This is a genomic window from Enhygromyxa salina (genome assembly GCF_002994615.1).
GTDB classification, from domain to species: domain Bacteria; phylum Myxococcota_A; class Polyangia; order Nannocystales; family Nannocystaceae; genus Plesiocystis; species Plesiocystis salina_A.
Genome location: NZ_PVNK01000005.1, coordinates 23,736 through 48,485 on the forward strand (window position 1 = coordinate 23,736; position 24,750 = coordinate 48,485).

Annotated in this window: 21 protein-coding genes; 11 read left to right on the top strand and 10 right to left on the bottom strand. The window is 69.8% G+C overall.

The window, feature by feature from the left end; all coding sequences use genetic code 11:
* Positions 1–6 precede the first annotated feature (6 nt).
* The 4 genes from ENSA5_RS00380 to ENSA5_RS00400 form a co-directional block, all read right to left on the bottom strand.
* Complete coding sequence (locus ENSA5_RS00380; protein ID WP_146155160.1) at positions 7–357, bottom strand: hypothetical protein; 351 nt, start codon at positions 355–357, stop codon at positions 7–9.
* A 227-nt stretch (positions 358–584) separates the two neighbouring features.
* Positions 585–2,456 (bottom strand): IgGFc-binding protein, encoded by a 1,872-nt coding sequence (locus ENSA5_RS00385; protein WP_181197097.1) that lies wholly within the window; start codon positions 2,454–2,456, stop codon positions 585–587.
* A 208-nt stretch (positions 2,457–2,664) separates the two neighbouring features.
* Positions 2,665–5,319, bottom strand: coding sequence for a signal peptide peptidase SppA (gene sppA / locus ENSA5_RS00395; RefSeq protein ID WP_106389558.1), 2,655 nt, complete (start codon positions 5,317–5,319; stop codon positions 2,665–2,667).
* A complete protein-coding gene (locus ENSA5_RS00400; RefSeq protein WP_106389559.1) occupies positions 5,316–5,714 on the bottom strand; it encodes a chaperonin Cpn10 in 399 nt (132 codons plus the stop codon). Before ENSA5_RS00400 ends, sppA begins: the two co-directional genes overlap by 4 nt.
* A 149-nt stretch (positions 5,715–5,863) precedes the next feature.
* On the opposite strand from ENSA5_RS00400, the gene ENSA5_RS00405 reads away from it, so the two are divergent.
* The 6 genes from ENSA5_RS00405 to ENSA5_RS00430 all read left to right on the top strand — a co-directional run bounded on the left by ENSA5_RS00405 (position 5,864) and on the right by ENSA5_RS00430 (position 11,887).
* Positions 5,864–6,142, top strand: coding sequence for an amphi-Trp domain-containing protein (locus ENSA5_RS00405; protein WP_106389560.1), 279 nt, complete (start codon positions 5,864–5,866; stop codon positions 6,140–6,142).
* On the top strand, positions 6,139–7,812 hold the full coding sequence (locus ENSA5_RS00410) for a PhoU domain-containing protein (RefSeq protein ID WP_106389561.1): 1,674 nt from the start codon (positions 6,139–6,141) through the stop codon (positions 7,810–7,812). Before ENSA5_RS00405 ends, ENSA5_RS00410 begins: the two co-directional genes overlap by 4 nt.
* 10 nt (positions 7,813–7,822) lie before the next feature.
* Positions 7,823–8,782, top strand: coding sequence for a GAK system ATP-grasp enzyme (locus ENSA5_RS00415; protein WP_106389562.1), 960 nt, complete (start codon positions 7,823–7,825; stop codon positions 8,780–8,782).
* Complete coding sequence (locus ENSA5_RS00420) at positions 8,779–9,909, top strand: HprK-related kinase B (RefSeq protein ID WP_106389563.1); 1,131 nt, start codon at positions 8,779–8,781, stop codon at positions 9,907–9,909. Before ENSA5_RS00415 ends, ENSA5_RS00420 begins: the two co-directional genes overlap by 4 nt.
* Positions 9,902–11,140, top strand: coding sequence for a GAK system CofD-like protein (locus ENSA5_RS00425; protein WP_106389564.1), 1,239 nt, complete (start codon positions 9,902–9,904; stop codon positions 11,138–11,140). The genes ENSA5_RS00420 and ENSA5_RS00425 overlap by 8 nt, the downstream gene beginning before the upstream one ends.
* Positions 11,141–11,410: 270 nt before the next feature.
* Positions 11,411–11,887 carry a hypothetical protein gene (locus ENSA5_RS00430; RefSeq protein WP_106389565.1) on the top strand — a complete coding sequence of 159 codons (477 nt, stop codon included), beginning with the start codon at positions 11,411–11,413 and terminating at the stop codon, positions 11,885–11,887.
* 44 nt (positions 11,888–11,931) lie between these two features.
* Here the strand turns inward: ENSA5_RS00430 and ENSA5_RS00435 are convergent, their stop codons facing one another.
* Together ENSA5_RS00435 and ENSA5_RS00440 are read right to left on the bottom strand one after the other, a co-directional pair.
* Positions 11,932–13,338 carry a hypothetical protein gene (locus tag ENSA5_RS00435; RefSeq protein WP_106389566.1) on the bottom strand — a complete coding sequence of 469 codons (1,407 nt, stop codon included), beginning with the start codon at positions 13,336–13,338 and terminating at the stop codon, positions 11,932–11,934.
* Entirely contained in the window at positions 13,296–13,775 is a 480-nt protein-coding gene (locus ENSA5_RS00440) for a protein kinase family protein (RefSeq protein WP_106389567.1), read from the bottom strand. The genes ENSA5_RS00435 and ENSA5_RS00440 overlap by 43 nt, the downstream gene beginning before the upstream one ends.
* Before the next feature lie 521 nt (positions 13,776–14,296).
* Between ENSA5_RS00440 and ENSA5_RS00445 the strand changes: the two genes are divergently transcribed.
* The gene (locus tag ENSA5_RS00445; protein ID WP_146155162.1) at positions 14,297–15,259 is read left to right on the top strand and encodes a leucine-rich repeat domain-containing protein; all 963 of its coding nucleotides are present in this window, start codon (positions 14,297–14,299) and stop codon (positions 15,257–15,259) included.
* Positions 15,260–15,322: 63 nt separating this feature from the next.
* Entirely contained in the window at positions 15,323–17,413 is a 2,091-nt protein-coding gene (locus ENSA5_RS00450; protein WP_106389569.1) for an ATP-binding protein, read from the top strand.
* Positions 17,414–17,657: 244 nt separating this feature from the next.
* Here the strand turns inward: ENSA5_RS00450 and ENSA5_RS36775 are convergent, their stop codons facing one another.
* The 4 genes from ENSA5_RS36775 to ENSA5_RS00470 form a co-directional block, all read right to left on the bottom strand.
* Positions 17,658–18,110 (bottom strand): hypothetical protein, encoded by a 453-nt coding sequence (locus ENSA5_RS36775; protein WP_181197098.1) that lies wholly within the window; start codon positions 18,108–18,110, stop codon positions 17,658–17,660.
* A 272-nt stretch (positions 18,111–18,382) separates the two neighbouring features.
* On the bottom strand, positions 18,383–19,039 hold the full coding sequence (locus ENSA5_RS00460; RefSeq protein ID WP_106389570.1) for a hypothetical protein: 657 nt from the start codon (positions 19,037–19,039) through the stop codon (positions 18,383–18,385).
* Positions 19,040–19,190: 151 nt separating this feature from the next.
* Positions 19,191–19,934 (bottom strand): hypothetical protein, encoded by a 744-nt coding sequence (locus ENSA5_RS00465; protein WP_181197100.1) that lies wholly within the window; start codon positions 19,932–19,934, stop codon positions 19,191–19,193.
* Between the two features lie 467 nt (positions 19,935–20,401).
* Entirely contained in the window at positions 20,402–21,928 is a 1,527-nt protein-coding gene (locus ENSA5_RS00470; protein WP_106389572.1) for a transposase, read from the bottom strand.
* Positions 21,929–22,154: 226 nt separating this feature from the next.
* Between ENSA5_RS00470 and ENSA5_RS00475 the strand changes: the two genes are divergently transcribed.
* The 3 genes from ENSA5_RS00475 (at position 22,155) to ENSA5_RS00485 (ending at position 24,690) form a co-directional block, all read left to right on the top strand.
* The gene (locus tag ENSA5_RS00475) at positions 22,155–22,733 is read left to right on the top strand and encodes an ATP-binding protein (RefSeq protein WP_106389573.1); all 579 of its coding nucleotides are present in this window, start codon (positions 22,155–22,157) and stop codon (positions 22,731–22,733) included.
* 103 nt (positions 22,734–22,836) lie between these two features.
* Complete coding sequence (locus ENSA5_RS00480; protein ID WP_181197101.1) at positions 22,837–23,727, top strand: DNA-processing protein DprA; 891 nt, start codon at positions 22,837–22,839, stop codon at positions 23,725–23,727.
* An 87-nt stretch (positions 23,728–23,814) separates the two neighbouring features.
* Positions 23,815–24,690, top strand: a complete 876-nt coding sequence (locus tag ENSA5_RS00485; RefSeq protein ID WP_181197102.1) for a glycerophosphodiester phosphodiesterase family protein — start codon at positions 23,815–23,817, stop codon at positions 24,688–24,690.
* The last annotated feature ends 60 nt before the right edge of the window (positions 24,691–24,750 follow it).

Genomic DNA, 24,750 nt, shown 5'->3' on the forward strand with positions numbered 1-24,750 from the left:
CGCAGCTCACGGCCCCCCTCGCAAGTCATCGTCTGGTCTTCGGCCTCTCCGGCCTCGCCTCGCGCCCGCCGCCCACGCGCAAAGCTCGGCGAGCTTGTCCCAATTGCCCGAACAGCAAAGGACGTTGGCGCAGCTGTTGATGTGCTCCTTGCCGATCGCGCTACACCCCTCGCCAGACTCGTTGTCGAGCTCAACGTCCTCGCAGCAAAAGTGCTGGTCTTCGCCCGACTCGCGCGGCGATTGCAGATTCTTCGGGCTCGACCTCTCGACCTGGGTCGCGGGGTCCCCCTGCGTCGCGCAGGCGAGCAGCGCCGAGAGGAGAATGGTGGCAGGTGAGATTCCGTTGATGATGAACATGGGCGGACCCTTCGCCGCCTCTGCTCGGCCGGCCAGCATCTACGCGAATACCTACCTGCGTCCTCGGTCGAGGCCGAGGCGAGGGTCACGCCGAGGGTCGGCGCCGGGGACGGCTACCCGAGCTCACTCGCCTCCGGCGGTCTCGTCGGCCGCGCCGCCCTCCATCGCGGGGCTCGCGGCCGCGAGCCCCGCGACGGGGCACGACACCTTCCGCGGCGCGCGGAGCCTCAGCCGACCGGGACCACGACCTGGTTGATGCTGCGCACGCTGGCCCCGGCCGGGTAGGCGTAGGACACGTACTGGGTGAAGAAGCCCTGCGAGGCGCTCGAGCCCCAGCCCCAGACCGTGACGCCGAAGGGCGCGTCGCTCCACATCTCGTGGCGCCCGTTCTCGCACCCGTTGACCGCCATGAAGTTGCCGGTGACCAGGTCGACCCGGGTGTATTCGTAGTCGCCGAGCGGGGTCCACCCGACCAGCTCGCCGAGGCAGTCGAGCTCGACCGGGGCGAAGCCGCCGTTGCCGGGGACCCGGATGACGACGAGGCTGGTCTCGGAGTAGGTTGGGTCGGTGAACAACACGTAATTGTCGAGGTACTGCGCGGTCGGGATGATGTTGACCCACTCGGGATCGCCCTCACCGCCAAAGTCGCCGCCGCCGGTCATGTGAGCCGAGATGTAAAAGGGGTGGTCTTCGTCCTGGCTGCTGACCACGAAGGGACCGGGGGCCGAGAAGTTGACGAGCTCGCCCGCGGCGAGGGCCATGGGGGCGCCCGGAGGCGGCGCCGGCTCCCAGCTCAGCTGCGTGCCGTCGACGACCCCGACCAGGCGCCAGGGCACGACCTCGTCCATCATGTTGCCGCGCGAGCGATAGCGGACTCCGGCGTACTCGTTACCGAGGGCCTGGATCGGCGGGATCTGCTGGTGGGCCGAATCGCAGGCGAAGCCGTCGACCGGGATGTTGAGGCAGCTGGCCGCGCCGAACAGACCGAAGTGGGTGTTGGCCTCGAGCGGGGATCCGGTCAGCTCGGTGTCTTGGCTGATCTGCAGGGTCTCGCCGCGGTCGAGGGTGTAGACGATCGGCACCTCGGCCAGCCCCCCCGCCACGTTGTTGCCGCCCTCGACCGCGACCTTGGGCAGCAGCGAGACCTCGGTCCCGTCGTCCTGGGCGACGATCGTCAGCGAGGGCTGGGCGAGGCCGGCGGACACGCTCTTCTCGTAGGCGTTGACCGCGACGTAGTTGAGGTCCCAGGCGCTGGTCGGCAGCAGCAAGCTGGCCGAGGTCGCCGCCGAGCTCCCGCCGCCGAAGGGCAGGATCTGGTAGGCGACGACCGGGACGTCGGTCGTGATGTTGACCGCGTGCCCGCGGCCGGTCCCGGACACGCCGATGTTGGTCGTCAGCGCGGGCGCGACCGGGCAGTTCGGCAAGGCGCCGTTCTCGCGCGCGATGAAGATGACCACGACCTCGCCGGGAGCGAGGCCCTCGACCGGGTCGTAGGGCTCGTAGCTGAGGTTCGCGCCCTGGCCGATCGGGATCGCTAAGGCGCCGGGGTCGAGCGCCTGGCCGTTGTACTCGGCGTTGACGTGAACGGGCGTCTCCCAGGTGTTGGCCACGAAGGCCGCGAAGCAGGCGCCCGAGCCCTCGCTGATGAGGTCGGTCTTGACCGCCCAGTAGTCGCAGCCGTAGGAGCTCTTGCCGAGCTCGGCGGCGAGGCAAGGATCGTCGATGCAGTCCCCAGCCGCGCACGCGCCCTCGGGCGTGCAGTCTTCGACCTCCTGGCCGTCGCAGACGACATGCTTGAGATCGTCGGAGCAGCTGCAGCCCTCGCTCGACATGTCGCCGCCCGGCGCGAGGTCGAACTTGATCGGGTCACCGTCGCCGTCGCCCGAGTCACCGTCACCGTCACCGTCACCGTCACCGTCACCCGAGTCGCCGTCGCCGTCGCCCGAGTCACTGTCACCCGAGTCACCGTCGCCCAAGTCACCGTCGCCGGACCCGAGCGAGGTCTCGGCGGTCGCCTCGGCGCTGGTCGGCGGGTCCGCGCAGCCAGCGAGCGCGCTCACACAGGGTCCACAAACCAACAGCAGCTTCAGTCGACGCATCCAACCCCCTTCGCGGCAGCAGCATAGCCCGCCCGCGAGCCCAGTCGCCAGGCGCAGATGCTGCGGTATCCACGCGCGGGCACCTTGGTACTAGCCCTGAATCATTCAGCCTGTTCAATTCAGCGCTTGATTTAGGACTAGCAGGCTGCTGTCCTCGCCAAACCGCACGCGAGGGTCGAGAGCGCGGGGCGGTTCAGGCTCGGCCGCGCTACTCGATAGCGATCTCCCCCGCCATGATCGTGCTGGCCTCATCCTGGGGGAGGAACAAGATCGACATCGGCAGCCGCGCCAGGGCCTGATCGAGGACCAGCGGCAGCTTGCCCTGCGCGGCCTCGCGCTTGCTCGCTACCGCCCGTCCAACCGGCGCGGTGACCAGCGACCCAGCCCCGCGCAAGACCAGCTGCAAGAGCGTGAGCTTCTTGGGTAGGATCCGCAGCTCGAGCTGCTTGTACTTGGCGATCCCCGAGCGCGAGCGGAGCTCGTCGAGGGCCTCGCGCAGCCCGCCGTGCTCGTCGACGAGGCCGAGGTCCGCGGCGCGCTCGCCCGACCACACCCGGCCCCGGGCGATCTTGTCGATCTCGGGCTTGGTCATGCCGCGGGCATCGGACACCCGCTGCAAGAACAGATCGTAGGTCCGATCGATCGCCCCGACGACCTTCTCGCGCTGGACCTCCGACCAGGGCTGCCAGATCGAGTTCATGTCGACCCCCGCGCCGCCGAGCTCGATCCGGTCGACGCCGACGCCGAGCAGCTTCAACAGGCCCGAGACGTCGAAGTGCATGAACACCACGCCGATCGATCCGGTGATCGTCAGCGGCTCGGCGAAGATCGAGTCGGTCCCGACCGCGATGTAGTAGCCGCCGCTCGCGGCGACGTCGGACATCGAGACGACGATCGCGGGCGAGCCCCGCTTGTCGGACTTCCAGGCCTCGTGGGTCCGCTGGACCTCGCGCCACATGACCTCGCTGGCGAAGGCCGAGCCGCCGCCGCTGTCGACCCGGAGCACGATGCCCTTGCACGCGCTGTCGGCCCGGAGCTGGCGGAGGGTCTCGGCGATCTGATCGCCGCCGGTCATGGTGATGTTCAACAGCGGGATGTTGCGGCTCCGGCCGTCGACGATCGTGCCCTCGACGAGGACCACGGCGAGATAGGGCGCCTCGCCCCAGGTCTGCTGCTCGGGGTCCGTGGGCCCGAACTCGCGCAGCGAGACGTCGACCTCGAGGTCGTCGGACAAGGTCCTGGTCAGCTCGTCGCGGTGGATCACGCCGTCGACGAGCCCGGCCTCGACGGCCTGGTCGGGGCCGAGCGGCGCGTCGCTGACGAGCTCGCGGACCCGAGCCTTGCTCAGACCCCGGGCCTGGGCGATGTCGTAGACGACGGTCGTCCAGGTGTCGTCGAGCAGGGCCTGGCGCTGCTCGGCGTCGTAGTCGCTGCGGTCGCTGCGGGTAAAATTCTCGTGGGCGGACTTGTACTCGTCGACGTGGACCGCCTCGACCGAGATCCCGAGCTTGGCCAGGGCGTCGCGGAAGTAGAGCCGCCGACTGCCGATCCCGACCGTGTCGAGCTGCCCGGCCGGGTGGGTGTAGACCTGCTCGGCGACCGAGGCGATCCAGTAGTCGAGCAGGCTCGGCTGCTCGACGTAGGCGTAGACGTGGCCGCCCGCGTCGCGGACCCGCCGCAGGGCCTCGCGCAGCTCCTGGCCCGCGCCCCAGCCGAGCCCGAAGCCGTCGGCCTTGACCACCAGCACGGCCCGCTCGCCCGCGGCCTCGGCCGCCTCGATGTGGCGCAAGAAGGCGATCAGCCCGCGCTGGCCACCGATGCTCCCGAGCTCGAGCTGCTCGGCGTCGAGCAGGCGCCGACCCACGACCCGGCCCTGGCGCGTGGTCGTGAACCGAGCCTTGTAGGCGAGCCCGTCGACGCCCTTGCCGAGCCCGGCGTGGGTCCCGACCCCGACCGAGGCGTAGTCCCACGCGAGCGCGAGCGAGACGCCGCCGCGCAGGGCCGTGGTCTGACGCAGGATGTCGAGGGTGTCCTCGTCGAGCACGTCGGCCTGGACCAGCTGGGCCTCGCCGGCGAGCTCGACGCCCTGGTAGCGGATCGCGAGGCGGCCATAGGGCAGCAGATCGTGGTTGCGATCGAAGCCGCCGAAGCCCCGGGCCTCGCTCTGATCGATGCGCGCCGTGAGCCCGCCCGCGAGCTCGAGCCAGCGGTTGCCGAGGGGCCGGACCGCCAGCTCCCCGGCCAGATCGAGGACCGGGCGGAAGCTGGGATCGCGCAGGCCCGCGGGCGCGAGCCGAGCCACGGCGCCGAAGCTGGCGTAGTTGGTGATCCGGACGACCGCGCCGATGTCGAGCTGGCTCGGGCGCAGCACCCCGCCCTGCCTGCGCACGCCGTGGACGCCGAGGCCGAAGCTGCCCCACTCGCCCTGGCCGAGCGCGAGCCCGAAGCTGAGCTTGGTCGTGGGCCGGTTGTGGGCGATGTCGGCGTCGGCGAGATCGCCCTTGAACCCGGGCTCGAGCGCCTGGACCCCGAACCCGAGCGCGAAGCCCCAGCCGAGGTTGAGCGACGCGAAGGCCCCGAACCCGGCCCCGCGCGCGAAGTCGTAGAGGGTCTGGTAGCCGAGCAAGGTGACGTCGAGGCCGTAGCTCGAGTTGAGCAGCGCCGGGTTGAGCTCGAGGCTGCTCGAGTCACCGGAGCCGGACAGGTCGTGGATCGGGCGATCCACGCCGTCGCTGAGCTCGCGGTGCTGGGCGACGGGGTCTTGGGCGTGGGCGACCGCGCCCGGCGCGAGCCCGACCCCGATAGCGAGCGCGAGCCCGAGCCCGAGCCCGAGCCCTGGCAGCCGGACAAGGCTCGCGCTCACTGGATCTCACCCTCGGGGATCTCGTCGACGATCGCGAGCAGGTGACGAACGTCGACCACCCGCAGGCTCTCGTCCCAGGGGACGGCGAGCCCGCGCTGCTTGCCAAACAGGACCTTGGCCCCGAGCGGGACCCCGCTGACGTTCTCGCCGAGGGTCGCGCCCTCGTCGTCGTCGTCGTCGTCGTCGAGATCGTAGGCGACCTTGGGCATGGTTCGCGCGACCTCGACGACCTCGCCGAGCAGCGCCTGGCGGGCGTTCTCCTTGGCGCCCTCGGGCAGGAACAGGCCCGAGTCGAGGCGGTCGGGATCCTTGACGATACGCACGAGCACCCGCGGTCCAAGGGGCTGAACGTGACGGGTGACCTTCGGCGGTGGCGGCGGTGGGTCCGAGGACATCTCGCAGATACTACCCTGGCTCGCGCCAGCGCCGGATCCGCGGGCCGCGGACACTTGCCCCCTGGCGGACAGCGCCCAGGGTTGCTAGACGCCTGAACGCGGGGCCCAGTCTCCCAGGACCTGTGGGCGTCAGGAGACGAGCAAGACAGATGGCAGCAGAAGATGACTTCAGGCATGAGTCGGTCCAGGACCGGCGATCGATCGTCAAGTACCTCCACGCGATCACGGCGGGGATCGAGCAGGGCCAGATCGAGCTCGGGACCGCCGATCACATGCTCGCGCTCGAGCCCGGCGGGATGATCGAGCTCGAGGTCCAGGCCAAGCGCAAGGCCGGCCGGGTCAAATTCTCGATCAAGCTGCACTGGCGCGAGGACGAGGAGGAGCCGAGCACCGAGGTGCTCGAGATCAAGGCGGGCCCGCGCTCGTGACGACCCGCAGCGAGGCCAACGCGACCGCCGGGCTGCGTGAGAATTTCAAGTTCCTCGCGCTCGAGGTCACCAAGCTGATCGAGGACACCCAGCGCATGCTCGCGAGCCCGCGCGAGGAGGTCATGACCAAGATCGTCGCCCGCGACGACTACGTCGACAACCTCAAGAGCATGATCGAGAACAAGTGCTTTCGACTGCTGACCAACGAGGACCTCAACGAGGGCACGATCGATCTGATCCGGGCGATCAACGTCGCGACCAACAACCTCGAGCGGATCGCCGACTTCGGCGTCAACATCGTCGGCCAGCTCGGCTACCTCGACGACCTCGACACCCTCCACCGCTTCGAGGCCGAGCCCTTCTTCGAGTCGATCCTCTCGACCCTCGGCGTCGTCGAGCCGGCCTTGTTTCGCCGCGACATGTCCCTGGCCCTGGCCATCTGCCGCTCGGAGCTCGAGATCGACGAGCTCTACTCCGCGGTCTTTCGCCGGATCATGGACGATCTGCGCAGCGGCGACTCGCCCGAGGACCTGGTCACGACGCTGTTCATCTACCGCTACCTCGAGCGCGCGGGCGATGCCCTGCTCAACATCGGCGAGGCCGCGATCTTTGCGAGCGTGGGCGAGAAGCTCAAGGTCAGCGAATTTCAGGCCCTCGAAGAGACCCTGGCCAGCGCCAGCCCCGACCTCGACCTCGACCTCGACCTCGCCGACGTCGACTACCAAGGGATCTGGGAGACGCGCTCGGGCAGCCGCATCGGCATGGTCCACAGCCGCGAGTCCGGCAAGCGCTCGGTCGTGTTCAAGGAGGGCCGGACCAAGAAGGTGTTCGAGGAGAAGCTCGCGCTCGAGCGCTGGGAGCAGCTCGAGCCCGGCCTCCCGCCCAAGGTCTTCGCCTACCAAGAGAACGGCGACAAGGCCTCGCTGCTGCTCGAGTACCTCCAGGGCGACACCTTTCAGCGCATCATGCTCGACTCCGACGGGCGCGCGTGCACCAACGCCTACATGATGGTCGTCGAGACCATCGGGCGCGTGTGGGATCGGACCCTCGAGCCGACCCACTGCAAGCCCAACTTCATGCGCCAGGTCGCGAGCCGGCTGCCCGACGTGTTCAAGGTCCACCCCGAGTTTCGGGGCGCGCCCGCGCGGATCGGCGAGCTCGACATCCCGAGCTTCGACGCCCTGCTCACCGAGGCCCGGTCCCTCGACGCCGAGCTCGTCGCGCCCTTTCGGGTCCTGATCCACGGCGACCTCAACACCGACAACGTCATCGTCAACCTCCCGCAGCGCAAGGTCCACATGATCGACCTGCACCGCTCGCGGCTCTTTGACTACCTCCAGGACGTCTCGGTCTTCATCGTGTCCAACTTTCGCCTCAAGATCTTCGAGCCGGGCCCGCGCCGCCGCCTCGACCAGGTCACGCGCGAGTTCTACGCCTTCGCGCGCGAGTTCGCCCTCGCCCACGACGACGCGGGCTTCGACGCGCGCCTGGCCCTCGGGCTCGCGCGCTCGCTCCTGACCTCGACCCGCTTCGAGATGGATCCGACCTTCAGCCGGACGATGATGCTCCGCGCGCGCTACTTGATCGAGCGCTTGCTGAGCCACCGCGCCGCCCACGGCCAGAACAGCTGGGCCGACTTCCGCCTCGACGAGGCGACCATCGTGCCCTAGGAGCCCCATCGTGAGCCAAGCCCAATCCCCCCTCCGCATCGGCGTCGTCGGCGTCGAAGACGGCTGGTCGACCCAGCAGCTGCTCGACGCGCTCGAGGCCCGGACCGGCTATCGCCGCCTGATCGAGATGCAGGACGTGACCCTCGATCTCGAGCGCGGGCGCCTCATCCATCAGGGCTTCGACCTTGGCGAGCTCGACGCGGTCATCGTCAAGAAGATCGCCCGCACGTACTCGCCCGCCGCCCTCGACCGGGTCGAGATGCTGCGGGTGCTCGCGGGCGCGGGCGTGCGCGTGTTCTCGCGGCCCGGCTCGATCATGACGCTGATCGACCGCCTGTCGTGCACGGTCAAGCTCCGCCTCGGCCAGATCCCGATGCCCGCGACGGTCATCACCGAGAGCGTCGACGCGGCCATGGCCGCGATCGCGCGCTACGGGGCCGTGGTCGCCAAGCCGCTGTACACCTCCAAGGCCCGCGGCATGCTGGTCCTGCGCGCGCCCGGGTCCGAGGCCGGATCCGAGGCCGAGGCCGACGCGACCGAGCTCCGCGCCCAGGTCGAGGCCTTCCGAGCCGCCAACCCGGTCATGTACCTCCAGCAGCTGATCGACATGCCCGGCCGCGACCTCGGCGTCGTGTTCCTCGGCGGCGAGTACCTCGCGACCTACGCCCGGGTCAGCGGCGGCTCGTGGACGACCTCGACCAGCAAGGGCGGCAAGTACCAGCCCCACGCGCCCAGCGACGAGGTCATCGCCCTCGCCCACCGGGCCCAGGCGCTGTTCGATCTCGACTTCACCTGCGTCGACGTGGTCGAGACCGACGACGGACCCAAGGTCTTCGAGGTCTCGGCCTTCGGCGGCTTCCGCGGTCTGCTCCACGCCTGTGACATCGACGCGGCCGCGCGCTACGTCGACTACGCCCTGGCCGAGCTCGAGCGCGCGCGGCCGACCACCCCCGGGAGCCCCCAGCCATGAAGCGGATCACCGAGCGCGTCGCCCAGCTGCGCGACGCCTACCCCCTCACCCACGGCCTCGGCTGGGACTTCGACGGATTTCGAGTCTGGCTCGACACCAACGAGCCCGCCCTCGTCCGCGAGCTCGACGCCTACTTCACCGGCTTTCCTCGCCTCGACGCGCAGACCCTGGCCGAGGCCCGCGCGAAGCTCGGGGACGGCGCGTTCACCCGCATCAGCGCGATCCAGGCCGAGCCGCCCGAGCTCGGCGCCGACCGGACGATGACGATCGGCGAGTACAAGCCGAGCGTGAAGGGGCCCAAGGAGGCCTACTTCGACGTCGCCGACGGCCGCGCGGTCCACAAGCTGCGGACCGGGATGTGGTTTCTGTTCGGCCACGGCGAGCACCTCGCGATCGGCCCGTGCACCGACAACCCCAACCAGGTCATCAACTTCATCAACAACCGCCTGATCCAGTGGTCGCTGCGCAAGGGCGCGCTGCTCGGGCACGCGGCCGCGGTCTGTCTGCGCGGTGACCAGCCGCTGCCGCCTGCGATCGCGATCGCCGGGCGCTCGGGCATGGGCAAGTCGACGCTCGCGCTCCACCTGATGAACGATCGGCGCCTCGACTTCCTCAGCAACGATCGTGTGATGATCCAGCCGGCCGGCGACGGGGGCGCGATCGAGCTCGACGGCGTGCCCAAGCACCCGCGCATCAACCCCGGGACGATCCTCAACAACCCCGACCTCGCCGGCTTGCTGTCCGCCGACGAGCGGGGCCGGTTCGAGGCCCTGCCCGCCGACGAGCTGTGGCAGCTCGAGCACAAGTACGACGGCCTGATCCAGACCTGCTTCCCGGACCAGCGCTTCGTCCTCCACGGGCGCTTCGTCGGCCTCGTGCTGCTCAACTGGACCCGCGACGGCGGCGAGACCGTGGCCCGGCGGATCTCGATCCGCAAGCGCAGCGAGCTGCTGCCCGCGCTGATCAAGCAACCCGGCGTGTTCTACCTGCGGGCTCCGGGCCGCGGCGAGCCCCACACGGCCGCGCGCTACCTCGACTTCCTCGACGGCGTCGAGGTCCTCGAGCTCGCGGGCGGCATCGACTTCGACGCCGGTCGCCGCGCCGCCCTCGAGCTCTTCGATGCCTGACTCGACCAAGGACACGCCGACGATCCCGGCCGAGCGACGCCGACGGATCTCGCTGACCCAGACCCGCACGGTCCCCGATCCGATCCGCCTCGCCCGCTACATCCGGGCGCCCGAGATCGGCCCCAAGGTCCTGTTCTTCTCGGGCGGCACCGCCTTGCGCGACACCAGCCGCGTGCTGACCGAGTACACCCACAACTCGGTCCACCTGATCACGCCCTTCGACTCGGGCGGGAGCTCGGCGGTCCTGCGCGACGCCTTCCCGATGATCTCGGTCGGCGATCTTCGCAACCGCCTGATGGCCCTGGCCGACACCCACCTGCTCGGCCACCCCGAGGTCTATCGCCTGTTCAACACCCGGCTCGACAAGCAGGCCGAGGCCTCGCGGCTGCGCGCGCGCCTCGACGCCATGGTCGCCGGGACCGACGCGCTCGTCGCCGCCGTCCCGACCCCGCTGCGCAAGCTGATCCGCAACCACCTCGGGTTCTTCGCCGAGCACATGCCCGCGGACTTCGACCTGCGCGGGGCCAGCATCGGCAATTTGATCCTCGCGGGCGGCTACCTCAACAACCGCAGCGACATCGACGCCGTCATCTTCTTGTTCTCGAAGCTCGTCGCCGTCCGCGGCGTCGTCCGCCCGGTCGTCGACAGCAACCTCCACCTCTCGGCCGAGCTCGAGGACGGGACCGTGCTCATCGGGCAGCACGTGATCACCAGCGGCGACAGCCGGCTCTCGGCCCCGATCCGAGAGCTGCGCCTCACGACCGTGATCGAGGCGCCCGAGCAGCTCGCCGAGGTCGAGATCGACGCTCGAACCGCCGAGCTGATCGACGAGGCCGAGCTCATCTGCTTTCCGGTCGGCAGCTTCTGGACCTCGGTCGTCGCCTGTCTGCTCCCGAGCGGGGTCGGCAGCGCCGTGGCCCGGGCCGAGTGCCCCAAGATCTACGTGCCCAACTGCGGCGAGGATCCCGAGCAGCTCGGGCTCCCGCCCCACGAACAGGTCCGCGTGTTGCTCGAGCACCTGCGCCGCGACGCCGGCGAGGACACCCCGACCGAGCTGCTCTTGCACTTCGTGCTCGTCGACAGCTCCCGAGCGGACTACGCTGGCGGCCTCGACATCGACAGCATCGAGGCCCAGGGCGTCGAGGTCATCGATACGCCGCTGATCAGCGACAAGACCGCCCCGCTCATCGAGCCCCGGCGGCTCGTCGAGCTGCTGCTCTCGCTGGTCTGAGCCGGTCCCGGACCCGGCGCGGACGACCGGCCGTCGCGCGACTGTCTGGTCGCTAGCGAAGACAGACGGCGCCGTGTAGTTCGATGACCGGGCGCTGACGCTGCCCAGAGACATCCGCGCGCACCCCAGCATCTTCGTCGGCGACCTCGGCGCAGGCGGAGAGCCCGCCTCGGAGCCGCTTTCAGGCCCCGAAACGCCAGCGCTCGGCCGCCCGCCCGCGCGAGTGCGACGCTTCTTGGGCTCGCCCGACGCGAGCGAGAAGGAAGCATCATGTCCATCACAACCCAACTCCTACTCACGGTCTTCGCGACGCTGACTCCTACCACCGGAGAGCTGCGCGACCTGTGCGACATCGTCCACACGGACACGTCTAAGCCGATCTACTGCGAGCCCCATCACGAGGGTGCCTCCCGCTACGACGGCACGGTGTGCTGCGACGGTCGGACCTGCTTCGAGGCGCGCGAGGGCTACTGCCTCGCCGATGAGACGCCCTTCTACTGCGAACTCGGGGAGGTCGGAGCCTCCGGGAAGGTGAGCTGTTTCTTCGAGGTCCCCGACTACTGCGACATGTTCCCCTGTGCCCCGGGCTTCAACTCGCAGCCGCTCGAAGAGGCGATGTGCTGCAATCAGGGGATCTGCTGGCCCACTGTCACCGGGTCAAGCGACTGCGAGCCCCAGGACATCTATTGGTGTAGTAGCGGGGTCTCGAACGCCGATGGAACGGTGACATGTCTGGACGACGAGTAAGGATATGCTGAGGGTGACGGGGCGAGTTAACTCGCCCCGTCACCCTATTCATGGATGATCTCGACGATCGTGCGGTCGAACTCGGCGAGCTCCGCGACCATGCCATACTTGGCCGCCTTGTCTCGCCCTAGACGAAGGGGCCAGATCGCGTGGTATGGCCTTCCTGATTGCTTGTAGACATCGGCCAGCCAAAAAGCATCGTCGACATAACGACGCCAATCCTTTGCGTCATCATCGATTTGCAGGATCGTACGCTCGACGACAGTTGCATCTTCAAGGTTGCCAACTTGAACCAACGCCACGAATTTCTGTTGCAAGATCCCGCTAACCCGCCAAGTCCCGTGCCCGAACTGATCTTGGTGCACAGTCAACGCGAGCTCCAGGTACTCGAGCGCCTCGCTCGCGCGACCCACCGCCAGCAGTCCGCGCGCGTAGCTCTCGTGCGCCCGGCTGAGCGGCTCCGCGCTCCCGCCGTGGCGGACCAGCAGCTCCTCGCGCGACTCGACCGCCTCGCGCAGGAGCTCGACCCCGCGCTGCCTCGTCGACTCCTCGCCGCCGAGCAGCCCGAGCCCGTGGACCTCGTGGACCTCCGCGACTCGCTCGGGGGCGGCCCGCTCGTACATCCCGAGGGCCACGAGCGCGAGCGAGTCGAGCACCTCGAGCTCGCCGCGCTCGGCCGCGACCGCCGCCAGCTTCAACACGGCTTCCCCCGCGAACAGATCGGCGCCGAGCAGTTGGGCGCGCTTGTACGCGCGAGCAAAGTCCGCGCTGGCGCCGTCGAGGTCGCCGGCGAGACGTCGCAGCTCACCGCGCCAGAAGATCGCTCGCTCGACGTGGTAGCGGGCCGAGTGGCGACGCGCGAGCGCCATGTACTCGGCCTGCCTGTCTCGCGCAGCGTCGAGGTCGTCGAGGCTGATCAGCGCTCGCAGCCGGAGGTCGAGGTCGCGCAGCTCGAGCAACCCGCCCGCGCCGGAGTCCCCGTCGTCCGGGTGGTCGACGCACAGCTCGGGCCGGGGCAGCTCGGAGACGACCCGGTCGTGACGCAGGCCGCGGCGTAGGTGCGGCGTGCTCAAGACCTCGACCGTGAGCTCGAAGCGACGCAGCAGACTCTGCGCGCACGAGCTGGCCGCGGGATCTCGGCCCGCGCGCTTGGCTGCCTGACACTCGCCGGTGCGAAGGACCACCCACTGCTGCGCCCAGCTCGTCAGCGAGTCGCCCGGCAGGCGAGTCCCGAGGGCCGCGCGCAGCTCGGCCCGCAGGTCGGCGTTCCAGATCGGCTCGAGCTCGTCGGCAACCTCGGCGCACGCGTCGGCCTCGGCCGTGCTGCTGAGCGAGACGCCCAGCGCCAAGGTGATCGCGGCGACCGCTGCCGCGAGCCATGGCCACCGCGGGCGCCGAGGTGACGCGCTCAGCTCGGCCGCCCCGCGCAGCGCGTCGAGCAGCGTGGGCATGTCGCCAACACATCTTCCCAGGGTCCCGCGAAGGACTTCGTGGCCAGGCTGCCGCCCAACAAGGCGGGCATGACCATCGTCACCGCGCCACGCCAGACGCCCACCTCGAACACGGGGATCACGTTCGGATGCGAGACCGCACCGAGCAGCCGAGCCTCGCGCAGCAGCGTGTAGCGGTGCTCGGCCTCGGTCCCGAGCTCGTCGACCAGCTGCCGGAGGCCCTCACCGATGCCGAGCGCGTCGATGCGCTCATGACCGATCGCTTCGAGCACCGTCGCCAGGACACAGACCTTGAGCGCGACCGGCCGGCACATGTAGCGATCCCAGGCGAGCCAGATCGTCGCGTGCTGCCCCTCGCCGAGGATCTGGGGACCCTCGAAGCGATCCTCGGCGAAGACCCGTAGGCGTCCGGCGGAGTCTTCTCGCTCGGCGGCCATGCGCGCGCGATCCTATCAGCGTCGGGGCCAACCCAAGCGCTCGCCGACCAGCCTCTTCGCGCTCGCGGGGCGGCATGGTGCGCGCGATTCATGCGTCGAATTTCGGCCGGACCATCCCAGGTGCTCGCCGACCAGCCCCTCCACGCCCGCGGGGCAGCGCAACACACGCGTTTCATCACCGAATTTCGGCCAGACCATCCCAGGTGCTCGCCGAGTTCGCGTCCCGCGTCCCGCGTCCCGCGTCCCGCGTCGCGCGCCGCGCGGACACAAAACTGTGGCAAAGCCCTCTTCAAGAGCCACCCCGGCGGCTGCGTAGCTCATGCCAGCCCAGGAGCGGGAGAGCGCAGCGACCGAGGGACCGCCCGCGGGGGTCATAATACGGACACCGCCCGAGGATCATGCCCCGTCACGAAGCATCACTGCGCTCGCCTCTTGGTCTCATCTCGTTGCTGCTCCCCCTCGCCTGCGCGACGCCCGACGCGGCCCCGGCGGAGGCGCCCACGGAACCCCCCGGGGCATCCATGACGACGGGAGCAAACCCGGCGGCGACGACCGAGCCCGCGACCGAGCCCGCGGCCGCCCCCGCGACCGCCCCCGACCAGCCAGCGGGGCTCGCCGCGACCGCTCCGAGCGAGTTCGACTCCCCGCGGCCCGACGCGATCGAGCCGACGTCGATCGAGGCCCCGCTCGTCAACTCGATCGTCGACCTCGATCGCTACGACCTCAGCGGCCCGTCGATCACCGACATCCCCCTTGGCGCCAGTCAGGCCACGATCGTCGCCGCGCTCGAGGAGGTCGACGGGCTCCGCGAGCTCAACCTCGGCGGCACCCAGATCGTCGACCTCCAGCACATCGCCAAGCTCGACGCCGTCGAGCAGCTGATCTTATGGGACACCTACGTCGTCGACCTCGGCCCGATCCAGGGCTTCGACGCGCTCTTGACCCTCGACATCCGCGGGACCGGCGTCGACGCGCTCGAGCCGATCGCCGGCGCCCTCGACATGACCACGCTGCTCGCGAGCGAGACCAACGTCCGCGACCTCTCGGCCCTCGCCAAGCTCGACAAGCTCGAGGTCATCGATCTCGCCGACACCGGCGTCCGCGATCTCTCGCCGCTGCGCGAGCTCGACAAGCTCCGAGTCCTGCGCCTCGATCACACCAGCGTCCGCAGCGTCCGCGCGCTCGCCGATCTCGACCGCCTCGAGATCCTCTCACTCGACGGGACCCTGATCCACGATGTCCGCCCGCTGCTCGGGCTCACGCGCCTCGAGACCCTCTCGCTGGCCGACACCCCGCTCGAGAACATCGGCGTGCTGTCGTCGATGACGCAGCTCGAGACCCTGGATCTTCGCGGCACCCGGGCGAGCTCCGAGCAGATCACCAAGCTCGAGGCCGCGATGCCCTACACCCTGGCCCTCGACGACGCCTGGAAGCGCGAGGCCAAGGCCAAGTCCAAAGCCAACTCCAGGTCTCCCAAGACCTGATGAGGACAGCTCGCCGCCGACTCGCCGGGGTCTGCGGCTTCATGGCACCATGCAGCTCCCGCAATGAGCACGCTCGACCCCCAACGTCTGCTCGCCGCGATCCAGGTCGTGCATGATCGCTTCGTCGCCGATCGCGACGACACGGCCCGCGGCGAGGTGCTCGACGCCGCGCTGCGCGGCGCCCTGGATCTGACCGACAGCGCGATCGGCTTCATCGCGCGGATCCGCAGCGCGAGCGCGGGCCCGGTCCTGAGCCCCGAGTGTGTGTCGGCCGTCGACGCTGGCCGCCACGCCAAGGTCGTCGAGTGGCTGCGCGACACCCTCGCCTCGGGTGCCCGCGGCGAGACCATCCCTCGCCCGCTCGCCAGCCTCGCCCGCGCGACCGAGCCGCTGATCCTCGACTACGAGCCGCGCCTGCCCGCGCTCGACAACTTCATGGCCATCCCGCTCTCGCGCCACGGCCGACGCTGGCAGCCGATCGCGATCCTGGCCGTCGCCAACCGCCCGGGCGGGTTCACGGCCGACCTCGTGTCCTCGCTCGAGCCGCTGCTCGGCGCGTGCGGGACCGTGCTCAAGGCCTACGAAGACGCCGACGAGCGGGCCGCCCGCGAGGCCGAGCTCGAGCGCTCGGAGCAGCGCTTTCGCACCTTCATGGACGCCTCGCCGTGCATCGCCTACATCACCGACGACGACCGCCGGGTGGTCTGGGCCAGCCGCGCGTTTGGCCAGCAATTTCGGACCGCGGTCGTCGACGCGATCGGGCGCCACGAGGACGAGCTCCTGCCCGGGGGCATGGCCGCGCGGACCCGGGCGATCGGCGAGCAAGCCCGGGTCGCCGACGGCTTCGTCGACATGCTCGAGCCGATCGTCGACGCGAGCGGCGTGGTCCACTGGTGGCAGGGCGCCAAATTCCCGATCGACGGGGCCGCGGGCGAGCGCCTCGTCGGGACCCTCGCCCTCGACGTGTCCGACAACGTGCGCATGACCGAGGCCCTGCGCGAGCGCGAGGCCGCGCTGGCCGAGACCCAGGAGCTCGCCCGCCTCGGCCGCTGGAACTGGTTCCTCGAGACCAACAAGCTGACCTGGGACTCGCACTTCGAGCACCTGTGCGGGCGGCCCAGCGACGGCGATCTCGGCATCGAAGATCTCTTCGAGCTGCTCCACCCCGACGACGTCGGCCCGACCCGCCGCGCGCTCCACGAGCTCCAGCACAGCAGCACGCGCCTCAACCTCGAGCACCGCCTGCTCGTCGACGGTGAGGTCCGCGAGATGTACGTCGTCGCCCGCGTCCGCCACGAGATCGAGGCCGGGTCGGTCGTGCTCGCCGTCGCCCAGGACGTCACCGACCGCCGCAAGCTCGAGCGCTCGCGCCGAGATCTCGAGAGCAAGGCCCGCAAGTTCGAGAGCTTGTCGGTCCTCGCCGGGGGCATGGCCCACGAGTTCAACAACCTCCTGGTCGGGATCCTCGGCAACGCCGGGATCGCGCTCGACGACCTCGATCACGACAGCCTCGCCGCGGCCTGCATCCAAGACATCGAGGCCTCGGCCGAGCGCGCCGCCCAGCTCACCCAGCAGATGCTGGCCTTCTCGGGCCGCGGTCGCTTCGCCAAAGAGGACATCGAGCTGAGCTCGTTGATCGCGGGCTTCGCCGAGCTGCTCCACGGCGCGGTCTCGGACTCGGTCAGCGTGCGCCTGGCCCTGCACCCCGATCTCCCCGAGATCCAGGGCGACCACGGCCAGCTCCGCCAGCTGATCATGAACCTCGTCGTCAACGGATCCGAGGCGATCGGCGACGGGCCCGGCGAGCTGACGCTGGCCACCGGGGTCGACGACTTTGGGCCTGACGACCTCGCCGATCTGATCGAGCGGCCCGATCTCGGGCCGGGGCGCTACGTGTGGATCGAGGTCCACGACACCGGCTCGGGCATGGATCAGGCCACGCGCGAGCGCATCTTCGAGCCCTTCTTCTCGACCAAGCTCGCGGGCCGCGGGCTCGGGCTCGCGGCCGCGCTGGGCATCGCGCGCAGCCACGGCGGCGGGATCATGGTCGGGAGCTCGCCCGGCGCCGGGGCCCGCTTCAAGGTCCTGCTGCCGCCCGCGCGCAGCCCCGCGGACCGGGACCACAGCGAGAGCTGGAGCCGCACGCTGCTGTGACTCTGTCGTGGATCCAAAGTGCTCGCCGATCAGAGGATTCAGCTCGAGGCTCCGGCCCGACCGAGCACCCACCCGAGAAGGTCGACAACGGCACGACCACGGCGAGCGAGGACAGATAGGCGAGAAAGTGCAAGGTCCTCGACACCGACCAACTCTATCACCCCGCTCGAAGATCAGGTGGCAGTCGGCGGTGCGGTCGACGAGTTCGGGCCCGAGGAGCCGCGCTGTCGTGGAGCCGGAGTGCTCAGCTCGATGGCGGCGGCTCGGTGGGTGCGGGCTGACCCACCGGCGGCGGTTGACTCGCTGGTGCAGGCTGAGCCGCTGGTGCAGGCTGAGCGGCCGGTGCAGGCTGAGCGGCCGGTGCAGGCTGAGCTGCCGCCGCGGGCTGCTGGATCACCGTGTTCAACACCCACCCCGTGTAGGGCACGAGCTTGTAGACCGCCTTGCGCCCACAACCGCTCACCCCGACTGCATGAACGCTACCGAGTTTTCTGTAAACGAGCTGCTCTGGAGGACAATCCATCTCGAACGGCGCCCTGGCCTCGAGTTCATGGATTGCCTGGATCCCCCATGCATTGTCCTCGACCTTGTAGAAGGGATCGGAGCCCGGCGTCGGGACGTAGTACTCCGGCGTGGCGGCTGCCATCGGAGCGCAGCCACAAATCAGAACGCAGAGGATGCCGAGTATGAGCTTCATGGCGACGGAGCCTAACACACCGCGTCACCTTCGCGTCCTCGACCGAGTTCGGGCGATCGGCCGTGCCCATCGCACACACAAGCGAGCCCCTCGAAGGTCCAGCGGGCGACGGCGGCGACGTGCTCGGGGCCGGCGAGGCTTCGGGCTCGGCCTCGCTCAGTCCCCGCGACCTCGATCGACCCCGAGTCACTTGAACAACAGCTTGAAGGCCTTTTCGGAGCAGGCCTTGATGGGTTTGCCGTCGACCATGAACGGCTCGAAGCGCCAGGTCGCTACGGTCTCACGCAGGATCTGATCGACCATCGGATCGCCGGGAAATTTTGCGCCGTGTGGATATCCGAAGTCTCACCGGTGGTGTCGACGCAAAACGCAACAACCGTTACCCCGTCGGCCTTGTCGAACCTCGCGGCCTTGGTCTGCTGCAGCGCCGCGGGGTCGGGGTTCGGGGCATGGACCGCGTTGCTCATCAGCTGGCTCAAGGGCTGCATCGCGTACTCCCCGCTCGGGGCAGGGGGCGGCGGCGAGGGCTCGAGGTCCGCCGGTTTGGCTGCGAAGGGCTGACACTCCAGCGTGTCGGTGAGCTTGTCCGCAGCCATCAGGCACGTCACTCGCCGGCGGTGTTCGCTGGGCTCGAGGTTGCGACGCACGTTGTCGAGGTCGACGACACACTTGGCCGCGAGCGTGGCTCTGGCGGTGGCGCTGAGCCCTGGACCCTCGCCGAGGCTTTGCTCGATGAGCTCCATGAAATGCACGCAGACCTCAGCGCTGCCGGGCTCCGCCGCTGGCGGCGCCGAGCTCGAGCGCGGCGCCGCGTCGTCGGTGTCTGGGTCGGGCGGCGCCGACCCTTGGCTCGTGGCTTGGCTCGTGCAACCGAGCGCGAGGATCCCCGCGGCGGCGAGGGAGACGAGAACGCGCTGACGGATCGGCATCCCCGCATGCTGCGCCAGCCGCGCCCGAATTAGTATGCGCTGCTACCCGTGGGCGCCGACCGGAGCAGAGCCTGGCGCCAAGTCGCGCTCCAACTACGCGATGGACGACCGTGGACGGGCTGAGCGCCGCGCTGATGCACGGCAGGGCTGCTCACCCGTTGTCATCGTGACAGCACCAGAACCGCCGTTTTTCGTTCTTGTGGCAGGTACCCTCGAAGTTCTTCCAATCGGGATCCCAGTCGTAGGTGATATCCTTGTTGCCGCAGAGAACGAAATCATCGACCGTGATGTGGCCGATCCACTTGCTTCGAGGATTGTAGAATTCGTCGAGCTTGCTGTTGATGTACAGGTAGGTCAGATCCTCGTAGCTGCACACCTCGCTGTGCTTGTTGCGGCAGATGTGGACTGCCCATCGATACTCGGTTGGGTTCTCGACCGAGCTGGAAATGCATAGCCGCGAGCCCGCCTGGCGGAAGCCCGGGCGACAACTCGACCGGGGAAAGCCCGCCGTCTCTTCGTCGATCGGGGCGAGCTCGCCGGGGCCAGGCTTGCTCGCCGGGTCGAGGGGATCCGTGCCCTCGAGGGCCTCCGTGATGTCCGGAACCTCGTCGCCGTCACGGTCGAAGACATAGACCTGGCGGTCGCTGTCAAAGGCGACCGGGCTGAGGCCAGCGATCGCTTCGGGCGTCTCGCTGACCAGCACGTCGGCCCTGAGCAGCAGGGACTGGTCGTCGCCGATGGCGGTCGCGACGCTGGAAGCCTCATCGACATCGAGAGGCTCGCTGTCGCAGCCCGCGGCGGACATCGCAAGTAGGGCAACACCCCCGAGTGAGGCGAGCATGCGCCGGTGTTTGTGGACTTGGGCTGAGCTGTTCATGTGGTCACCGAAGTGCAACCCCTGTGCCCACTCAAACACCCGCGTCGTGTATCGAGCGCCGCTTCGCTGCAGCCGCGACCTCGGCCCGGACGCACCCGCGTCCGCAGCGGACGCGATCCCGGTCGGCGGTCATGCCTGGCACCGCCCTGGCCGATCCGCTGGGCGCCGAGTACTGTCACCTGCCCGAATGACTTATCTGTGTCTCGGAGATCTCGTCGGCCGCTCCGCCGACGAGCTCGCGATGCTCGTCCACATGGACGCGCACGAGGCCTTCACCCCGGACGAGCCCTGGGACCTCGACGCACGCGTCCTGAGTGTCTGTGGTGGTCGGGTGGAGCTGGCGTGGGAGGGGAAGGACGCTCGCGCGCTCGCGCGGGGCCCTCTCGGCGAGCTGTACGTGCTAGCCGGCGAGCGCCTGGACGTGGGCCGACGTGACGGCAGGCGCCTTTGCTGGGAGGTCGCCGCCGACGGCGTCACGGGCCTCTTCAACGCCGGCGACGCGATCTTCGCAGCTTTCGACGGACATCTCTGGCGTCGTTCGCAGGTGGACGAGGCGCACCGAGGCCGAGCTCGGCGAGCACACGCGCGATGTCGTCGGGCTTGTTGGCGATCTTCACCAAGCGCATCGCACCGCGGCAGCGCGGGTAGGTCATGATGTCGACCGCGAACACCCTCTGCAGCAGCCACGCCCAAGGGTGTCGAGCGGGTTGCTTGGCGAGCGCCTCGAGCTCGGTCGCCTCGCCGTCGAACAACAAACCAGTCTGCGTCGGCTCAGTGGGCTCGGGCTCGGGACCTGGCACGACCTCGGGCCGCGCCTTGGCGTGGGCTGCGAGCACGCCGTGGTAGCGCAACGTATGAAACCGTGGTGGCGGTATCAGGGCACACAGCCGCGCGATGAGGTCGAGCGGATCGAGCAAGACGGCGTGCACGCCATTTTTCCACGCGTGCCGAAAGTTGTAGCGGCAGCGACCATCGGCGGTCGGCTCGAGGCGCTCTTGGGCGATCGGCGGTCGCGCGACGTATCGACACAATCGCGAACGCCGTTGGCGGTCGCGGCTGGGCACCGCCGCGCCCGCGTGCACGTTGACGCCACCAACTTCGGCGAGCGCGTCGTTGGGCTTGGGCTTGGCGACTTCTCGCACCGTGTGCGCGAGCTTGCGAGTCTGCTGCCCGGGTGCGTCGCCGAGCAGCTGTCGGTCCGCGGCCGAGGCCCCATAGCATGACGCGAGGACCGGCTGCTCCTGCCCGAGCAGATCGGCCCCGTCGTCACCCGCGAGCTCGTCGAGCGAGCGACCGTGACGTTCGAGCACGACGCCGAGTCGCTCGTGGGTCCACCTCGCAACGTCGGTGACCTCCTCGTGGGTGGGAGCGCCGAGTTCGTGGAAGCGCAGCGCACCCGCGTCATCTCTCACGTACACGCCATCGATCACGAGGCAATGGAAGTGCACGTTCAGCCGCAGCGAGGAGTCGCCGCGCTGAATGAAGGTGACGGCACCGAACAGCGCATCGTCGACTGAGCCCAGGCCGAGCTGCGCCTTCGCTCGACGACGAAGCGAGCGCCGCAGCGAGACGATGAACGCGTCGAGCACGTCGGCACATAGCTTGCGGTCGTAGCCCATCACATAGCGCAGCCGCCACGGCAGTGAGCACACCCACTGCCGAACGGGGGCCTCCGGGAACACTTCGTCGACGAGGTGCGCGGCGACGTCAGCCATGCGCCGACCCGTGCACGACGGGCAGAATCCTCGCTTCTTGCAGGAGAACGCCACGGTCAGCGACTCGCCACACTGCCGGCAAGCAAAGTGGGCGAGACCGTGCTCGAGCATGCCGCAGCGCAGGTACGCCTCGAACTCCTCGACGATGAAGTCGGGCAAGCCGCCAGACTCGTCGGCTCGCTCGAGGAAGCTCGGCCAGTGCTGCTCGATGAGCTGGTACAGCAGCGTCTCGTCGGGCCGGCGGCGCTGGTAGCTGTCTCGGCGCGGAGTCGTCGAGCACGGCGAGCGAGCAGCCACGACCAGCTCCTCGGCCGTCGTGGTCTCGCTTTGCAGAGCTCAACGCCGACGAGCGCGCCGCCCGCGAGGCCGAGCTCGAGCGCTCGGAGCAGCGCTTTCGCACCTTCATGGACGCCTCGCCCTGCATCGCCAACATCACCGACGACGACCGCCGGGTGGTCTGGGCCAGCCGCGCCTTCGGCCGCCAGTTTCGGACCGCGGTCGTCGACGCGATCTCACCCAGCAGTTGCTGGCTTTCTCAGGCCGCGGTCGCTTCGTCAAAGAGGACATCGAGCTGAGCTCGTTGATCGCGGGCTTCGCCGAGCTGCTCCACGGCGCGGTCTCGGACTCGGTCAGCGTGCGCCTGGCCCTGCACCCCGATCTGCCCGAGATCCAGGGCGACCACGGCCAGCTCCGCCAGCTGATCATGAACCTCGTCGTCAACGGCTCCGAGGCGATCGGCGACGGGCCCGGCGAGCTGACCCTGGCCACCGGGGTCGACGACTTTGGGCCTGACGACCTCGCCCAGCTGATCCAGCGGCCGGAGCTCGGGCCGGGGCGCTACGTCTGGATCGAGGTCCACGACACCGGCTCGGGCATGGATCAGGCCACGCGCGAGCGCATCTTCGAGCCCTTCTTCTCGACCAAGCTCGCGGGCCGCGGGCTCGGGCTCGCGGCCGCGCTGGGCATCGCGCGCGGCCACGGCGGCGGGATCATGGTCGGGAGCTCGCCCGGCGCGGGGGCCCGCTTCAAGGTCCTGCTGCCGCCCGCGCGCAGCCCCGTAGACCGGGGCCGCAGCGAGAGCTGGAGTCGCACGCTGCTGTGACCGTGTCGTAGATCTGGAGCTCGCTCCGTTTCGCGGGGTCGTGGCCGTGCCCGTCAAACTAAATTAACTGCAACACGGCGTCGCGCGGGCCGATGAGCTTCGCGTGAAGAAAATTATCGATCCCTCCACGTGGGCCTCGACGAGCCTGTCCGGGGTCCAGCTCGGGCTGTTCGGCCCCAGCGCGGGCCCGCTCGAGCTTGTCGGGCCGCTGCCCGCCGGACCGCGCCTGGCGATCGTCGGCAGCCGCGCGGCGCACGGCCGGGTGCTGCGGGCGATCGGCCCGCTCGTCGAGGCCGCCGGGGTCCGGGGCTGGTCGCTGGTCTCGGGCGGCGCCCTCGGGATCGACGGCGCTGTCCACCGGGCCGCGCTCGACCGCGGGATCGGCCAGCTCGCGGTCTTGCCCTGCGGCCGCGATCGTCTCTACCCGCCGCGCCACGTTCGCATGTTCGCGGCGCTGGTCGACTCGGGCTCCGCTGGGGTGCTCTTCGCCCACCCGCGCGGCACCGAGCCCGCCCGCGAGATGTTCGCCTCGCGCAACGCGATCGTCGTCGCGCTCGCGGACGCCGTGCTCGTCGCCGAGGCGAGCCTGCGCTCCGGTTCACGCAGCACGGGTCGGCTGACCCTCCAGCGCGAGCGCGCGCTCGCAGCTCTGGCGGGGTCGCCGGGCTGCGGCGCGCTGATCGGGGCCGGCGCCCGGGCCCTGCCCAGGCCCCCGCAAGACGACGACCCCGAGCAGCTCGAGCAGCTCGTCGCCGCGCTCGGCAGCTGGCTCGACGAGCTGCGCGGGGCGCCCGTTGCCCGCAGCCCCGACGCCTCCGCGTGGCCCGAGCACCTCGCGTGGCTCCAGCGCCACCTGGCCGCGGCCGGGCCCGCGGGCGCCAGCGTCGACCTCATGCCCGATGCCGCGCGCGCCTTCGTGGCCCTGTCCGAGGCGGAGATGCTCGGGCTCGCGTGCGAGGCCGCCCCGGGGCGCTGGGTCGCGGTCGTTTCCTGATAGACCTGGGGCCGTCGAGTTGGTCAGGTACTGGCCCCGCGCCTCCCTGGCCTCGACCAAACCCGACCCAGACCCAGACCCATGCCCATGCCCTACTTTCAATCCGAGGGGATCGCTTGCTTCGCGCATCGTGGCGGCGCCGCGTGTTGGCCCGAGAACACCCTCGAGGCCTTCCGGGGCGGGCTCGCGGCCGGTTGCCCGTGGATCGAGACCGACGTCCACATGACCCGCGACGGCCACATCGTGTGCCACCACGACCACGACCTGCGCCGGACGAGCGACGCCGCGGGCAAGATCTGGGACCACAGCCTCAGCGAGCTGCGCCGGGTCGACGCCGGGTACCGCTTCACCCCCGACGGCCACAGCTACCCCTTTCGCGGCCGGGGGCTGACCATCCCGACCCTCGAAGAGGTCGCCGCGCTCGATCCGGCCGCCCGCATCAACCTCGAGATCAAGCAGGCAAACCCGCCCATGATCAGGGCCCTGTGGCAGCAGATCGAGGCCCTCGGGCTCCACGATCGGGTGCTGGTCGCGAGCGCCGACGCGAGCCTGGTCCGGGCCTTTCGCGCGCTCGCTCGCGGCGCGGTCGCAAGCTCGGCGGGCAGGGCCGAGATCTTCGCGTTTTGGCTGGCCGCGCGCGCCGGGCTGAGCTCGCGGCTGCCGATCGACTACGAGGCCTTGCAGGTCCCCACGGGATTCCGCGGGCTGGAGGTCGTGACCGCGCCCTTCGTCGAGGCCGCCCACCGCCGCGGCCTCCAGGTTCACGTGTGGACGATCGACGATGTCGAGGTGATGCGCCGCCTGATCGAGCTCGGCGTCGACGGGATCATGACGGATCAACCACGCCGGCTCGCCAAGCTCGTGCGCGAGCTGGGGCTCATGCCCGAGGTCGGCATCGCCGAGCAGCTTGGCACCGCGCCCGCCCCAGCCCCCGACGATCAAGACACTGCTCCGTCATCGTAGCTGCGCAGCCGCGGCCGAGAGCGCCCGCGACAGCCTGAGCGAGGCCCAGGCCCTTGTTCA

Excerpts from the sequence above, each read along its gene's own strand:
- ENSA5_RS00445 (WP_146155162.1), top strand. The coding sequence starts at position 14,297 with ATGACGACGGGAGCAAACCCGGCGGCGACGACCGAGCCCGCGACCGAG.
- ENSA5_RS00440 (WP_106389567.1), bottom strand. The coding sequence starts at position 13,775 with ATGGCCGCCGAGCGAGAAGACTCCGCCGGACGCCTACGGGTCTTCGCC.
- ENSA5_RS00400 (WP_106389559.1), bottom strand. The coding sequence starts at position 5,714 with ATGTCCTCGGACCCACCGCCGCCACCGCCGAAGGTCACCCGTCACGTT.
- ENSA5_RS00405 (WP_106389560.1), top strand. The coding sequence starts at position 5,864 with ATGGCAGCAGAAGATGACTTCAGGCATGAGTCGGTCCAGGACCGGCGA.
- ENSA5_RS00485 (WP_181197102.1), top strand. The coding sequence starts at position 23,815 with ATGCCCTACTTTCAATCCGAGGGGATCGCTTGCTTCGCGCATCGTGGC.
- ENSA5_RS00425 (WP_106389564.1), top strand. The coding sequence starts at position 9,902 with ATGCCTGACTCGACCAAGGACACGCCGACGATCCCGGCCGAGCGACGC.
- ENSA5_RS00420 (WP_106389563.1), top strand. The coding sequence starts at position 8,779 with ATGAAGCGGATCACCGAGCGCGTCGCCCAGCTGCGCGACGCCTACCCC.
- ENSA5_RS00435 (WP_106389566.1), bottom strand. The coding sequence starts at position 13,338 with ATGCCCACGCTGCTCGACGCGCTGCGCGGGGCGGCCGAGCTGAGCGCG.
- ENSA5_RS00380 (WP_146155160.1), bottom strand. The coding sequence starts at position 357 with ATGTTCATCATCAACGGAATCTCACCTGCCACCATTCTCCTCTCGGCG.
- ENSA5_RS00430 (WP_106389565.1), top strand. The coding sequence starts at position 11,411 with ATGTCCATCACAACCCAACTCCTACTCACGGTCTTCGCGACGCTGACT.
- ENSA5_RS36775 (WP_181197098.1), bottom strand. The coding sequence starts at position 18,110 with ATGAAGCTCATACTCGGCATCCTCTGCGTTCTGATTTGTGGCTGCGCT.
- ENSA5_RS00460 (WP_106389570.1), bottom strand. The coding sequence starts at position 19,039 with ATGCCGATCCGTCAGCGCGTTCTCGTCTCCCTCGCCGCCGCGGGGATC.
- ENSA5_RS00385 (WP_181197097.1), bottom strand. The coding sequence starts at position 2,456 with ATGCGTCGACTGAAGCTGCTGTTGGTTTGTGGACCCTGTGTGAGCGCG.
- ENSA5_RS00450 (WP_106389569.1), top strand. The coding sequence starts at position 15,323 with ATGAGCACGCTCGACCCCCAACGTCTGCTCGCCGCGATCCAGGTCGTG.